A 14,073-nucleotide genomic window follows, 5' to 3' on the forward strand; every position below is an offset into this window, starting at 1 on the left:
GCGGAGAGACGAACATGAGCAGAACCGCAGCACCAAGGAACAGGATTCTTGCGGCAGGGGCGATGGCCGGTGTCTTCTTCACGCTGGGTGCCGGCCTTGGGCCCACCGCGTTCGCCGAGACCCCCGATGCCCGCCCCGCTCCCGCGGGCACCCCGGCTTCGGCTGCCGTCCCCGGTGATGGCCTGAGCGGCGAGGGCCTGTCCAGCGATGGTCTGTCCAGCGATGGTCTGTCCGAGGCGGTCCTCCGCGACCTGGGCATGAGCCTGGCCGAATTCAACGCCAGCGGCGAGCTTGGCCGGAAAGCGATGCAGGCCCTGGACTCCCTGCGGGGCATCGCGGGGTACGTCGGTCTCAGCCTCGGGAACGGAAAGATCCAGGTCCAAGGCAGCGGCCCTGCCCTCCAGGCCCGGGTGGATGAACTGAACAAGTCCGGTGGGGCGGAGTTCGTGGTGGTGGCCCCGACGGCTCCAGCCGCCCCTGCACCGGAACCGCAAACACCGTCCACCGTGCCGCAGCAGCCTCAGGGTTCTTCAACTGGCGAGGCGCCTCCTGCCCGCGAAATCGCAGTCAGCGCTGAGCAGCTCTTCCAGGCCTACCTCCGCGAGGTGGGGACAACAGGGTTGCAGGCCGTGGTTTCAGACGCCGGAAAGTTCGTGATCCGCACGGGCGGAGTTGCCGCGGCCCAATCGGCACGTGACGGTAAGGCAACGGCAACGGCTCCCGCAGCGGCCCCCGCAACGGCAGGGGCTGGCGCCAGTCCCGGAAAAATAACACCGGCCGAGTTCGTCTCCAGGTACGCCAACGTTGTGCTCGACGGCGCCGCCCCCCTCAAGCCGGAAGCTGAGGTCCCCGGCGGTGTCGGCTACAGGTCCGATACCGGGTTCACCTGTTCCACAGGCTTCTCCGCCTTCGATCCCGCGGGGCTGCCTGCTGTGCTGACGGCCGGACACTGCGCAGAAGATGGGACAGCAACCACAGTGGACCTGCTTCTTGGGGGAAACACAGCCGGCCGGCTGGGCAGCTTCCAGTTCAGCCAGTTTGGCGGTCCCGGAAACACCCCGGTGCTGAATCCAAACAGCCCCACCCCGGGCAATGTGGGAACGGACATTGCAGTCATCGGAGACATCAGGCAGGACCTGGACCCATTGCCGGCCAGCAGTACATATGAAAGCCCGTCGGAGCCGGGCCCGGACGTCAAAATCATTGGAACCGCTCCGCCGGTGGTGGGCATGCCGGTCTGCCGCTCCGGGTGGAGGACGGGATGGTCCTGCGGCCACATCAGCGCCGTCGGGATCTTCCTGGTTGGCGGCCCCACTTACGTCGACGACCCCACGGATCCCCGTCACAACGACATCCGCGCGTTCAACGGGTTCCTGTCCTACGACGTGCAGTCCGCCGGAGGCGACTCGGGCGGTCCGTGGATCAGCGGAAACTTCGCGGTTGGCACGCATTCCGCCGGGGAGTCGGGCGGTGCCCAGAACATTGCCGTGGCGGCCACCCTCCAGGACTCCCTCAAAGTCCTGCCCGGCTACCAGCTGGAGCTCTTCCTGAACAAGCCCGCGCTGGTGGGCCCAGCCGACAATACGTTCAAGGCCGGCACCAGCATCACCGGCCGCGTCCCGGCAGCCCCCGCTTCCGCCGTGGCCGCCGGATCGCAGGTCCGCATCACCTACGCCGGACGGCAGCCGTTTGAGGTACCCGTGGATGCCGGCGGCAACTGGTCCTTCACGGCGCCGGAAGCACCGGGCCCGTTCACGTTCGAGGCCGAGACCGTGAACGGCTTGAGCCGGTCCGGTGCGGTACCACTAAGCGTCACCATTTCCCCCTCGTTCCTTCCCGCGCCGACCATCACCGCCGCCGCAGATCCGTTGCCCGCCTTGGAAACGGTCGAAGGCACCGGGACGCCCGGAGCCACGGTGGCCCTGTCCGGTGACGTCGCCGGCTCGGCATTGGTCGGCGCGGACGGCCGCTGGTCGATCAAGCTGGCCACCCCGGGCGCGTACGGAACGGTGCACGTAACGGCAGTGCAGTCCTACCCCGGACTCCCGGACAGCCCTGCAACATCGGCGAACTTTGCCGTCATGCCGCCGCCCCCGGCGGTGTCGAGCATTTCCGAGGGGCAGCACCTCGTGCAGGACGCCCTGCCGGCAACGATCTCGGGGACCGGAGTGGACGGCGCGGATGTGGCTGTGTCCATCGACGGGAAGCCTGCCGGTGGCACGGTGGTTGCCGGGACTGCGGGAGCACGCTCTGCCGGAAACGCCCTGTCGCCGCTGGTCCTGGTGGCAGGTGGCGGATGGACCGCACCGTTTCCCGCAGGACTGGCTGTCGGCAGCCACACCATGCTGGTGACGCAAGCAGTGGACGGTGTTGATTCGGCCCCGGCCCGCGTCACGTTTTCCGTTGATGCCCCGCCTGCCACTGCACCCGCTGCCCTTGCCGATACGGGCGGAAACACCGGCCGCTCCGCCGCTGGCGGTCTCGCATACACTGGCTCCTCCGCGTTGGTCCCCGCAGCGATGGCCGCCGTGGCGGCCGTCGTCGCCGGGGCCCTACTGACGGTGGTGGTCCGGCGCCGGAAGCGTTCCACCCGGTAGCCGGCACCCCCGGTAGCCGCTACTTGTGGCGCCGCATCAGCAGGTTGGTGATGCGCAGGGTGCAAAGCCGCTGGCCGGCGTCGTTGGTGATCAGCACCTCATGCGTGGTCAGCGTGCCGCCCAGGTGGATCGGGGTCGCCGTGATGGTCACCTGGCCCTCGCGGGCGGAACGGTGGTGCGTGGCGGAGACGTCCACGCCCACCGCCGTCTTGCCCATGGTGCTGGCGTGGATAACGGCGGCCCAGGACCCCACGGCCTCGCCCACGGCCAAGGAGGCGCCGCCATGCAGCAGCCCGAAGGACTGCCGGTTGCCCTCCACGGGCATGGTGGCCACCACGCGCTCCACGGACTCCTCCAGGATCTTCACGCCCATCTTCTCGTCAAGCTCGCCGAGCGTAATCTTCCACAGTTCGTGCTGGGTGGGGGAGTGGTCGGGGGTGGGGACGCTCATGTGCTCTCCTTCGGATGGCGGTTTATGCACCGGCTTCTAGTGTGCACCGGGGCACATTCCTGTATGGTAAATATATTACCGAACGGACGGTCAGTAATGATCTGCCTGTTTCCTGCACCCTTGTTGGAAGGACCCGTCAACGATGACCACCACCGCCACAGCTCCCCAGGCCACGGTCGACACCGTGGAGACAGTGCCCAGCTTCGTCATGGATGCCTGGTGGACGCCCGACGCCGGATTGTCGGCTTCCGCTGTCCCTGTCCGTGATGCGAGCACGGGGGAGATCCTGGCCAAGGTCAGCACGGAGGGCCTGGACCTCGGAGCAGTGGTTGAGTACGGCCGCACCACAGGCCAGTCCGAGCTGGGCAAGCTGACCTTCCACCAGCGTGCCCTCAAGCTCAAAGAGCTGGCCCAGTACCTGAACGCCCGCAGGGAGCACTTCTACGGCTTCTCCTACCAGACCGGCGCCACCAAGATCGATTCGATGGTGGACATCGACGGCGGGATCGGCGTCCTCTTCACGTTCGGTTCCAAGGGCCGCCGCGAGCTGCCCAACTCGCAGGTGGTGGTGGACGGGCCCATGGAGGTGCTGTCCAAGGACGGTTCCTTCGCCGGCGAGCACATCTACACCCGGATCCCGGGCGTCGCAGTGCAGATCAACGCGTTCAACTTCCCGGTCTGGGGCATGCTCGAGAAATTCGCCCCCGCGTTCATCGCCGGAGTCCCCACCATCGTCAAGCCTGCAACCCCCACCGGCTACGTTGCAGCAGCCGTGGTCAAGGCCATCGTTGAGTCCAACATCCTGCCCAAGGGCTCGCTGCAGCTGGTCTCCGGCTCGGTCCGCGGCCTCCTGGATGTGCTGGACTACCGCGACCTGGTGGCCTTCACCGGTTCCGCCTCCACGGCCAAGTCCCTGAAGTCCCACCCCAATGTGGTGGAGGGCGGCGTCCGCTTCACCTCGGAGACCGACTCCCTGAACGCCGCGATCCTTGGGCCCGACGCCGTGGAGGGCACCCCGGAATTTGAGGCCTTCGTCAAGTCCGTGGTCACCGAGATGACTGTCAAGGCCGGCCAGAAGTGCACCGCCATCCGGCGCGCCATCGTGCCGCAGGAACTGGTCCCCGCCGTCTCCGCCGCCATCGGCAAGCGGATCTCTGAACGGGTTGTCCTGGGCGACCCCCGCGGCGAGGGCGTCACCATGGGCGCGCTGGCGTCCGTGGAGCAGCTTGAGGACGTCCGTGCGGCCGTGCAGGCCATGCTCGACGCCGGCGGTGAGCTTGCGTACGGAACCCTCGAATCGCCGTCGGTCACCTCCGCCGACGGAACCACCGGGGTAGTGGAGGGTGGCGCGTTCATGGCCCCCGTGGTCCTGAACTGGGACAACCCGGAGGCCGAAGCCATCCACTCGCTGGAAGCGTTCGGGCCCGTATCCTCCGTGGTTGGCTACCAGGACCTCCCCGACGCCGTCCGCCTCGCCGCCCGCGGTGGCGGGTCGCTGGTGGCGTCCGTGTGCACCAACGATGCCGACGTGGCTCGGGAACTGGTCACCGGCATCGCCGCACACCACGGCCGCGTCCTGATGCTCAACCGCGAGGATGCCCGCTCGTCCACCGGCCACGGCTCGCCCGTGCCGCACCTGGTCCACGGCGGACCCGGCCGCGCCGGCGGCGGCGAGGAGCTTGGCGGCATCCGCTCCGTCCTGCACCACATGCAGCGCACCGCCATCCAGGGCTCGCCCAACATGCTCACTGCTGTCACCGGCGTCTGGCATGCCGGAGCGGACCGGAACTTCACGCTCGAGACCGAGGGGACGCATCCGTTCCGGAAGCACCTTTCCAGCCTCCGGATCGGCGACGCCGTCCGCTCCGACCTCCGGCAGGTCACCCTGGAGGACATCACGGCGTTCGCCAACTCCACCGGGGACACGTTTTACGCGCACACCAACCAAGAGGCCGCGGAAGCCAACCCCTTCTTCCCGGGCATCGTCGCGCACGGCTACCTGCTGCTGTCCTGGGGTGCCGGCCTGTTCGTGGAGCCGGCCCCGGGCCCCGTCCTGGCGAACTACGGCCTGGAGAACCTGCGCTTCATTACGCCCGTGGCAGCGGGCGACTCCATCCGGGTGACGCTGACGGCCAAGAAGATCACCCCGCGCGAAACCGATGAATACGGCGAGGTGGCCTGGGACGCCGTCCTCACCAACCAGGACGACGACATCGTGGCCACCTACGACGTCCTCACCCTCGTCGAGAAGTAACAACCCTCCAGTTGCTCTATCACTTTTGGTCCCTAAACCCCGGTTTTAGGGACCAAAAGTGATAGAGCATCGGGGGAAGAAGGGCGGGTTCCTTTTAGGTTTCGCGGGCGTAAGATTCTGCTCACAAGGAGGTGCGCCATGCATCTGACAATGAACTCGGCCATAACCATCCTGCCGGTCGATGACGCGGAACGCGCCCGCCGTTTTTACACCGAGAAGCTCGGGTTGCCGCACCGCGGAGTGACGGACGACGGCAACGAACTGCTCGGTATCGACGGCGGCCCGTTGCTGGAGTTGATGACGGTATCCGACGGGAAGCACTCAGAGCACACCGCCCTGAGTTTCGAGGTCACGGACATCGAGGCGACCGTCCGGGACATGGAAGCCCGGGGTGTCAGGTTCCAGGACTACAACCTGCCCACCCTGAAGACGGAGAACCACATCTGCACCACGGACTCGGAGAAGTGCGCCTGGTTCATGGACACCGAGCACAATATCCTGTGCGTCCATGAAAACCTCGGCGGCAGGCTCGAGTACCAGCTCTAGCTGCACAAGACAGCAGGGGCGCCCCGGTCGGATCGGGACGCCCCTGCTGCGGTCTGTGCCGTACGGCCCAGATATGCGGTGCGGTTCAGCTTTCGGCGCCGCCGTGCAGGCTGTCGTCGCTGCTGTCATCCTCCGGGCCCGTGCCGCCGCCGGACTCGCTGCGGTCGGAGAGGTCCATGTTCCCGCGGGCCTCCTCCATGGTGGGCCCTCCCGAGGGAACGCTGTAGGTTTCGGGCCTGATACCGTGCGACTGTTCCTCGATCAGGGCCTGCTCCTCGCTGAAGCGGATCACGTTTGCTTCATCGCCGGCATCGCCGGGAATGTCCTCGCGGATCTTGGACGGATCGGGCACGATGAAGCCTGCGTCGGGTTCTTCCTTGTGGCTCATGTTCTTACCTTCCTATCGGGTGGTGGTTGGACTATCGGTTGGTTCCGGCGGGCCGGTCGGTGAGGTCAACCTTGACATCCAGGCTCTGGTCGCCGCGCTTGACCTTCAACCCCACGGTATCGCCGGGGTTGCGCTTGCGCAGTTCCGCCAGGAGTTGCTCGGGAGTGGTGAGTTTCGCCCCCTCCATGGACTCCAGGACGTCGCCCGGACGGATTCCTGCGCGCCCCGCCGGTCCGTCTGCGTCGGCGGCGAGCACCACGACGCCGGCCCCTTCCTCGACGCCCAGCTGCTCGGCGATCTGCGCCGTCAGCTCGCCGGGGGTCAGGCCCAGGTAGGCGTGCTTGGCGCTGCCGGTGGCCAGCAGCTCCTCGGCGACGTCAACGGCAGTGGCCGCGGGAATGGCGAAGCCCAGGGAAACAGCGCCGGACGACGGCGGGATGTAGGCCTCGCTGATACCGATCACCTCGCCGCGCATATTGATGACGGCGCCGCCGGAGTTCCCCGGGCTGATCGGCGCGTCGGTTTGGATCAGGTCCACCAGGGACAGGCTGTTGGAGGCCGAGCCGGGGATGGAGCGGTGCAGGCCGGAGATGATGCCGGCGGTGGCGGTGTTCTCAAAGCCAAGGGGGGAGCCCAGGACCAGGGCGCCCTCGCCCACCTTGGGCAGGTTGCTTTGGTAAGTGGGCTTCGGCAGGCCGGTACGTTTGGCCTGCACCAGCGCCAGGTCCGTCACGGCGTCGCTGGCCTTGACCGTCCCTTCCACCCGCTGGCCGTCGGCGAACCCCACCTCGACGTTGGTGGCGCCGCGGATGACGTGTTCGTTGGTGAGGATCAGCCCGTCCGCGGAGTACACCACGCCGCTGCCCAGTCCGCCCTCGGTGAAGATGGTGACCACGGAGGGCGAGAGGTTTTCGACGAGCTGCGGCAGGTTGCCTGCCGCAGTGCCCGCGTCCGTGCCGGTTGCCGGGGCCGCCCCGGAGGTGGACCCGGCGGTGGAGGGGGCCGGCGCGGAGCCGGCGGAGGCCGATGGCTGGCCCGTGGAGGACCCGGTGGGAGCCGGGGGAGCGGGCGAGCCGGTGCAGGCGGAAAGCGCGACGGCGGCAGCCAGCAGCGCTGCTCCGGTGGCGGTCCGGTGCCGGGTAGGGCGGGCCGGACTGGTGGCCAGTGGCATCTGGAACCTCCCTGCGGACGGTGGCTTTCTACCACCGTAGCCGGGGAGCAGGGAAAATACCAAGCACGCTTATTATTGGCGCCGGGAGGGCTGCGGGATGCCTATGCGTCCGCGTGAAGGCCGTCGAACGCCATGGTGATCACGTCGTCAGCCAGCCGTTTGGGGGACAGGGAGCCGCCCGGCCGGTACCACTCGACGATCGAGTTGATCATGCCGAAGAGGAGCCGGGAGACGGTCCGGGGGTCGATGTCCTGGCGCAGCGAGCCCTCGTCCCGGGCCGCGGAAATCAGGCCGGCCACCTTGTGGTCGAACGCGCGCCGGCGTTCCAGCGCATCCCGCTCGATCTCCGTGTTGCCACGCAGCCGCAGGAGCAGCGTGACGAACGGCAGCCGGTCCACCAGCACGGCCACCGTCTCGCGCAGCACAAACTCCAGGCGGGCGTCCGCCGCGCCGGAGGTAGCCTCGGGCTGCTCCAGGATGGCCTCCAGTCCGCCCAGGGCATGGTCCAGGGCGAGCTTGAGCAGATCGCCCTTGGACGGCACGTGGTGGTAGATGGCGGACTTGGAGATGCCCAGGTTCTCGGCCAGGATGCCCATTGAGGTGGCGTCATAGCCGTGCCGGTTGAAGACGTCCACAGCGATCCGCAGCACGGACTGCTGGTCGTAGCCGGGCCGGCCCCGCTTGGCTGTGCCGTTGACGGCCGTGCCGTTGGTGCTGGTGGTTTCAGTGGGGCTGGGCATAGAGGCTAGTTTCTCATGAACGTTCGGTAGGTCCGGGACGCGTGCGGTGCCGCCGCGGCTATCCCTTCGGCCGCAGGTCGTAGATCCGGCGCAGCTTGCCGTTGGACCGCTCCAGCGAGCCGGGTTCCACCACGTCCACCGTGCACGAAGAACCCACGTGGATCTTGATCTGCTCCTTCAGTGTGCGTCCCGCCGTCGTGCTCTGCTCAACAGTGACGGCGTCCCGGCGCTCGATCCGGACGGTCAGCTGGTCCATCCGCTGGCCTTCGGGCCGGGTGAGCTCGAGCTGGAAGTGCGGGCTCAGTTCGGGGATCCGCAGGGCGATTTCCTCGATCTGGGACGGGAACAGGTTCACGCCGCGCAGGATGATCATGTCGTCGCTGCGGCCGGTGATGCGGCCCATCCGGCGGTGCGCGGGGCGGGCCGTGCCCGGCAGGAGCCGGGTGAGGTCCTTGGTGCGGTAGCGGATGATCGGCAGGGCTTCCTTGGTGAGCGAGGTGAAGACCAGCTCGCCGTGTTCGCCGTCGCGCAGGACGTTTTCCTTGCCTGGGGCGGGGTTGAAGGGGTCGATGATCTCGGGGCGGAAGTGGTCCTCCCAGATGTGGCTGCCGTCCTGGGTTTCCACGGCTTCGCCGGCCACGCCAGGGCCCATGACCTCGGACAGGCCGTAGATGTCGCAGGCCTTGATGTTCATCATGACCTCGAGCTCGTGCCGCATCTCCTGGGTCCACGGTTCCGCGCCGAGCACGGCGAATTTCAGCGACGTGGAGGCGGGGTCGATGCCCATGTGCGCCATGGCGTCGGCGATGGTCAGCAGGTAGGTGGGGGTGGCCAGGATGGCGTCCGGCTGGAAGTCCTGGATCAGCTGGATCTGGCGTTCGGTCTGGCCGCCGGACATGGGAATGACGGTGCAGCCCAGGGCTTCGGCGCCGGCGTGCGCGCCCAGGCCGCCGGTGAAGAGGCCGTAGCCGTAGGCGTTGTGGACCTTCATGCCGGGGCGGATGCCGGAGGCGCGGAAGCTGCGGGCCACGAGCTTGGCCCAGTCCGCCAGGTCCTGCTTGGTGTAGCCGACGACGGTGGGCCGGCCCGTGGTGCCCGAGCTGGCGTGGATGCGGGCCACTTCGCTCTGCGGTACGGCGAACATGCCGAACGGGTATTCGGCGCGCAGGTCGTCCTTGGTGGTAAAGGGGAAGTTGCCCAGGTCCTCCAGTTCGCGCAGGTCGCTGGGGTGGATGCCGGCCTCGTCGAACTTGCGCTTGTACAGCGGCACGCGGTCGTAGGCGTACGCCACCGTGTCCTGCAGCCGCTTGAGCTGGAGGGCTTCGAGCTCGTCGCGGGAGATGGTTTCCTCGCGGTCCAGGACGGCGTCGGTGGCCGTGGTGTCCGTTGAGGCGGGAGCGGTGGTGGCGGGGGTTTCGGGGGCATGCAGGGTCATGGGTTCCTACTTCTTGGAGATGGTGCGGCTGCGTCCGCGGAACTCGGCAATGAGTTCGCCCGGGGTGGCGGCGGGCTGCTGGGTGGGGTCGGCGGCGAAGATCTGGATGTCGTACAGGCCGCTGCGGCCCACCGTTGAGCGCCGGTTGGCGATGGCGGTGACCACCTGGCCGCGGTAGGCGGGCTTGAGGAAATTGATGTCGACGCCGGCTGCCACGGTGATGTTGTTTTCCTCGCCGGGTGCCGGGGTGGCGGGGTTGCACGCCAAGGCGAAGGCGGAGTCCGCGAAGGCGAAGATCATTCCGCCGTGGGCCATGCCGAAGCCGTTGAGCATTTCTTGCCGGAGGGTCATGCGGATGGTGGCGTGGCCGTCGCTGAGGGCGAGGACCTCGATTCCCATCCATTCGGAGGCGTAGTCGTTTTCCAGGATGGGGTGGGTGGCCCCGGAGATTGTTGCTTCAGCCATGCGTCATTGCCTCCAGCTTTATTTACCGAATGTTCATTAGGTAATCCCATCAGGGGGTCCGGTGTCAAGGGGAGGAGGACTTGATGCGTGCCTTCCTGCCCGCTTACTCGGCCGGTTCGAGGGACCGAAGGCGGGGACACGCCGTCGTCCGCGGCGCGCCGCTCGTTGGAGGGAAATAGCAACTGGGCTGGAAGGCACAAGGGAACCCGGCCGGCGTGGGCCGCGTCGTCGTCCTTTGGGCTGCTCAAAACGGCAGCTACGGACCAGCCGATGCCGGGTGGAGTGGCATCCGGCGTGGACGGAAGTGCAAGGATGGAACGCAACCGGCACCAGCAACAAGCAAAGGGCGGACCATGGCCAAGGGCATCTACGTCAGCGCAACCACTCCCGGATCAGGCAAGTCCCTGGTGGCATTGGGATTGGCGGACACCCTGCACCGGCACGCGGACAGGATCGGCTTCTTCAAACCGGTGGTCACCGGCCGCACGGCCTTCGACGACCCCATGGTGGCCCTGATGAAATCGCGGTTCGGGCTGGAGGACCGGCTCTGCCGCGGCGGCCTGACCTTCGAGGAGGTCCGCACCCTGCTGGCCGAAGGCAACCGGGCCGAAATCGACGCGCGCTGCGTGGAAATCTACGCGGAGATCGCCCGGCACTGCGACGTGGTGATCGTGGAGGGGACGGACCTGACGGGCCAGGACGCCGCCGTCGAATTCGACCTCAACGCACGCCTGGCCAACAACCTCGCCACGCCGGTGGTGGCCGTGGTGGGGGCAAAGGGGCGCACCGTGGCCGAGGCCGCCGCAGCCGTCGAAGTCGCGCGCAAGGAGCTTGCCGCCGAACGGTGCTCGCTGCTGGCCATCATGGTGAACCGCGCGGACCCGGAGGACCTGGACGGGATCGCCGCGGCCCTCAAGCCCGGCGCCTCGAACCGGCCCGTGTACATCTTTCCCGAGCTGGAGGACATCGCCCGGCCCACCACCGGCGAGGTGGCCGCGGCGCTTGGTGTCCGGCAGATCGCGGGCCGGGCGGACATGGAGCGCGACGTCAAGGACATCAAGGTGGCCGCCATGAACGTGGGCAACTTCCTCAACGTGCTGGACGAGGGCGCCCTGGTGATCGTGCCGGGCGACCGGGCTGACGTGATGGTGGCCTGCCTGGCGTCGTCGTTCTCGCCGGAATTTCCCGTTCCCTCGGCCCTGGTGCTCACCGGCGGCCTGGCGCCGGACGCCAACATCTATCCGCTGCTGGCGCAGGCCCCGTTCCCGGTGTTCGCCGCGCAGGACGATACCTACACCACTGCAAAGCGCGTCTCGGAGGTCCGCAGCGAGATCTGGTCCGGGCACCGGCGCAAGGTGGCGTCCGCCCTGGGGCTGTGGTCGCGCCGGGTGGACGAGACCGAGCTGGTGGAGCGGCTGCACCTGCCGCGGCCCGAGCGGATGACGCCGCTGCGCTTCCTTCATGACCTCATCGAGCGGGCCAGGGCCCAACGCCGGCACGTGGTGCTGCCCGAGGGGACGGATGTGCGCATCCTGCGGGCGGCCGAAATACTGCACCGCCGCGGTGTCTGCGACCTCACGGTCCTCGGCCCCGAATCGGATGTCCGCGAGCTCGCGGCGGCCAGCGGCATCGACCTCACGGGTATCAACATCGTGGACCCGGCGACGTCGGACCTGCGGCAGACGTTCGCGGAGAAGTACGCCGAGCTTCGGGCGCACAAGGGGGTGGACCTGGCCAAGGCCCTGGAGATCATGCAGGACGTGAGCTACTTCGGCACCATGATGGTGCAGCTGGGCGTGGTGGACGGCATGGTGTCCGGCGCCGCGCACACCACGGCCCACACCATCCGGCCGGCCCTCGAGTTCGTCAAGACCCGGCCCGGCGTGAAGATCGTGTCCTCGGTGTTCCTGATGCTCATGCCGGACCGGGTGCTGGTCTACGGCGACTGCGCCGTAAACCCGGACCCGAACGTGGAGCAGCTGGCGGACATCGCGCTGGCGTCTGCCGAGACCGCCGCGCAGTTCGGGGTGGAGCCGCGGGTGGCCATGCTGTCCTACTCCACGGGCGGCTCCGGTGCCGGGGAGGCGGTGGACGAGGTGCGGCAGGCCACCGAACTGGTGCGCGAGCGGCGCCCGGACCTCGCCGTGGAGGGGCCCATCCAGTACGACGCCGCCGTGGACGCTTCCATCGCGGCGTCGAAGATGCCGGGGTCATCGGTGGCGGGGCAGGCCACGGTCTTCATCTTCCCGGACCTGAACACGGGCAACAACACGTACAAGGCGGTCCAGCAGAGCTCCGGCGCGGTCGCCGTCGGTCCGGTCCTGCAGGGGCTGCGCAAGCCCGTGAACGACCTCTCGCGCGGCTGCACGGTGGAGGACATCGTGAACACGGTGGCCATTACGGCGATCCAGGCGCAGGCGCAGGTTCCGGCGCGGGACCAGGGCCCGGCGCACGCGGCGGGCGTCTAAGGCCGCAACCCGCAAAGGACGACGCCGGCACTTTCGCGGGTGCCGGCGTCGTCCTTATCCGTGGGGTGCTTTGGGGTCAGGCGGCTGCCTTGACCTTCAGGGGCTCGATCTTGCCGATGACGAACAGGTAGTTCGCAGCGCCGATGAGGGAGATGGCGCCGATCACGGCAAGGGGTGCCACGAAGGAACCGGTCTGGTCAACCAGCACGCCGATCAGGATGGGGGTGAAAATACCGGCCAGGTTGGAGGCGAAGTTCTGCAGGCCGCCGATGGAGCCGACGTGGCGTGAGCTCGGGGCGACGTCGGCCGGCAGCGACCAGATGCCGGTGGCGGCCACCGTGAGGCTGGAGTACGCGACGGACAGCAGGGCCAGGGCCATCCAGGCCTCCGGAACCAGCGCGGCGAACATGATGACCGAGCCGCCGGCAAGGCCGCCGGCGATGGCCGTCTTGCGGACCTTGCTGACCGGGGAACCGGCGCGGACGGCACGGTCTGCCAGGTAGCCACCGAGCCAGCCGAACAGGACGGCACAGATGCCGGGGATGGCGCCGAAGAAGCCGAGCTTGAGGAGGTCGAAACCGCGTTCCTTCACCAGGTAGCTGGGGAAGAACGTGATGAAGAAGTAGATGGCGCTGTTCAGGCAGAAGAAGCCGAACATCATGCTGAGGATGGTGCGGTACTTGAAGAGTGAGCGCCAGGGGAGCTTGGCTGCGCCTTCGTCATCGCTTGCCGCACCGCGGGCGCCGCCTTCCTGGATGTAGCTGACCTCTGCCTCGTTGGCGCCGGCGTGCTCTTCCGGGCTGCGGTAGTACTTCCACCACACGGCCGCCCAGATGATTCCGAGGACGCCGATGATGATGAAGACCGCGTGCCAGGAGGTGAACGCGACGATCAGGGTGACAATCGGCAGGGCAATCACCGCGCCGACGCGGGATCCGGAGTCCCAGATGCTGGTGGCGAAGGCGCGCTCCCGGACGGGGAACCAGGTTGCCACCACCTTGGCTGCGGTGCTGGGCGCGGGGCTCTCGCCGACGCCAAGGAGGAAGCGGGCGGCGAAGAGCGACCAGAAGCTCGTTGCCGCTGCGGTGACCATCGTGAACACGGACCACCATACGGCGGCCAGTGAGAAGGACCGGCGCGGGCCGACCTTGTCCACGTACCAGCCGGCGGCGAGCTGGAAGAAGTCGTAGGCCCAGAAGAAGGCGGCGAAGATCAGGCCCTGTTGTGTGGCGCTGAGTTCGAAGTCCTTGCCCATGAACGGCAGGGCGACGCTCAGGCTGGAACGGTCGAGATAGTTGATGCTGAGGCCTAGAAAGGCAAGCCAGATGATGACCCAGCGTTTGCGGGTCATCAGTCGCGGCGCTGCGGTGGAGGTGGCGGCATTGGTGTTGTTGCCGAGCGCAGTCATGCGGTCTCCTTCGACGTAAACATGGCTTTGGGTGCCTGGGGCACCGGCGGGGAGGGGAAGAACGCCGAAGATCACGGCGCCAAATCATATAGGAATCTGGTTAATCATATAGATTTTGTGATCTGGATCAAGCCCTTCCCCAAAATCCGT

General features: G+C 67.6%; 11 protein-coding genes. 4 read left to right on the forward strand and 7 right to left on the reverse strand.

Going from position 1 to position 14,073, the window contains the following annotated elements; all coding sequences use genetic code 11:
• Nucleotides 1–14: 14 nt before the first annotated feature.
• Entirely contained in the window at nucleotides 15–2,597 is a 2,583-nt protein-coding gene (locus tag AC2JAJ_RS11785) for a S1 family peptidase (protein WP_486415745.1), read from the forward strand.
• 19 nt (nucleotides 2,598–2,616) lie between these two features.
• On the opposite strand, the gene AC2JAJ_RS11790 is transcribed toward AC2JAJ_RS11785, so the two are convergent.
• Entirely contained in the window at nucleotides 2,617–3,048 is a 432-nt protein-coding gene (locus tag AC2JAJ_RS11790) for a PaaI family thioesterase (RefSeq protein ID WP_486415744.1), read from the reverse strand.
• Between the two features lie 142 nt (nucleotides 3,049–3,190).
• Between AC2JAJ_RS11790 and paaZ the strand changes: the two genes are divergently transcribed.
• Nucleotides 3,191–5,302, forward strand: coding sequence for a phenylacetic acid degradation bifunctional protein PaaZ (gene paaZ / locus AC2JAJ_RS11795; protein WP_486415743.1), 2,112 nt, complete (start codon nucleotides 3,191–3,193; stop codon nucleotides 5,300–5,302).
• A gap of 138 nt (nucleotides 5,303–5,440) precedes the next feature.
• A complete protein-coding gene (locus AC2JAJ_RS11800; protein WP_221386146.1) occupies nucleotides 5,441–5,848 on the forward strand; it encodes a VOC family protein in 408 nt (135 codons plus the stop codon).
• Between the two features lie 85 nt (nucleotides 5,849–5,933).
• Here AC2JAJ_RS11800 and AC2JAJ_RS11805 read toward each other — a convergent pair whose 3' ends face one another.
• From AC2JAJ_RS11805 to AC2JAJ_RS11825, 5 genes are all read right to left on the reverse strand, one after another.
• Entirely contained in the window at nucleotides 5,934–6,236 is a 303-nt protein-coding gene (locus AC2JAJ_RS11805) for a hypothetical protein (RefSeq protein ID WP_486415742.1), read from the reverse strand.
• Between the two features lie 31 nt (nucleotides 6,237–6,267).
• The gene (locus tag AC2JAJ_RS11810; protein WP_486415741.1) at nucleotides 6,268–7,407 is read right to left on the reverse strand and encodes a S1C family serine protease; all 1,140 of its coding nucleotides are present in this window, start codon (nucleotides 7,405–7,407) and stop codon (nucleotides 6,268–6,270) included.
• A gap of 101 nt (nucleotides 7,408–7,508) precedes the next feature.
• Nucleotides 7,509–8,147, reverse strand: a complete 639-nt coding sequence (locus AC2JAJ_RS11815) for a TetR/AcrR family transcriptional regulator (protein WP_221386149.1) — start codon at nucleotides 8,145–8,147, stop codon at nucleotides 7,509–7,511.
• Nucleotides 8,148–8,205: 58 nt separating this feature from the next.
• A complete protein-coding gene (gene paaK, locus AC2JAJ_RS11820) occupies nucleotides 8,206–9,582 on the reverse strand; it encodes a phenylacetate--CoA ligase PaaK (protein ID WP_486415740.1) in 1,377 nt (458 codons plus the stop codon).
• Nucleotides 9,583–9,588: 6 nt separating this feature from the next.
• A complete protein-coding gene (locus tag AC2JAJ_RS11825) occupies nucleotides 9,589–10,047 on the reverse strand; it encodes a hotdog fold thioesterase (RefSeq protein WP_221386151.1) in 459 nt (152 codons plus the stop codon).
• Nucleotides 10,048–10,400: 353 nt separating this feature from the next.
• Here AC2JAJ_RS11825 and pta point away from each other — a divergent pair, with 353 nt between their 5' ends.
• Nucleotides 10,401–12,515, forward strand: coding sequence for a phosphate acetyltransferase (gene pta, locus AC2JAJ_RS11830; RefSeq protein WP_486415739.1), 2,115 nt, complete (start codon nucleotides 10,401–10,403; stop codon nucleotides 12,513–12,515).
• Between the two features lie 76 nt (nucleotides 12,516–12,591).
• On the opposite strand, the gene AC2JAJ_RS11835 is transcribed toward pta, so the two are convergent.
• The gene (locus tag AC2JAJ_RS11835; protein WP_486415738.1) at nucleotides 12,592–13,923 is read right to left on the reverse strand and encodes an MFS transporter; all 1,332 of its coding nucleotides are present in this window, start codon (nucleotides 13,921–13,923) and stop codon (nucleotides 12,592–12,594) included.
• Nucleotides 13,924–14,073: the final 150 nt, after the last annotated feature.

The organism is Arthrobacter sp. MOO21 (assembly GCF_057369995.2).

Coding starts and splice junctions, on each gene's coding strand:
- AC2JAJ_RS11825 (WP_221386151.1), bottom strand. CDS start 10,047: ATGGCTGAAGCAACAATCTCCGGGGCCACCCACCCCATCCTGGAAAAC.
- pta (WP_486415739.1), top strand. CDS start 10,401: ATGGCCAAGGGCATCTACGTCAGCGCAACCACTCCCGGATCAGGCAAG.
- AC2JAJ_RS11800 (WP_221386146.1), top strand. CDS start 5,441: ATGCATCTGACAATGAACTCGGCCATAACCATCCTGCCGGTCGATGAC.
- paaK (WP_486415740.1), bottom strand. CDS start 9,582: ATGACCCTGCATGCCCCCGAAACCCCCGCCACCACCGCTCCCGCCTCA.
- AC2JAJ_RS11805 (WP_486415742.1), bottom strand. CDS start 6,236: ATGAGCCACAAGGAAGAACCCGACGCAGGCTTCATCGTGCCCGATCCG.
- paaZ (WP_486415743.1), top strand. CDS start 3,191: ATGACCACCACCGCCACAGCTCCCCAGGCCACGGTCGACACCGTGGAG.
- AC2JAJ_RS11815 (WP_221386149.1), bottom strand. CDS start 8,147: ATGCCCAGCCCCACTGAAACCACCAGCACCAACGGCACGGCCGTCAAC.
- AC2JAJ_RS11785 (WP_486415745.1), top strand. CDS start 15: ATGAGCAGAACCGCAGCACCAAGGAACAGGATTCTTGCGGCAGGGGCG.
- AC2JAJ_RS11810 (WP_486415741.1), bottom strand. CDS start 7,407: ATGCCACTGGCCACCAGTCCGGCCCGCCCTACCCGGCACCGGACCGCC.
- AC2JAJ_RS11835 (WP_486415738.1), bottom strand. CDS start 13,923: ATGACTGCGCTCGGCAACAACACCAATGCCGCCACCTCCACCGCAGCG.
- AC2JAJ_RS11790 (WP_486415744.1), bottom strand. CDS start 3,048: ATGAGCGTCCCCACCCCCGACCACTCCCCCACCCAGCACGAACTGTGG.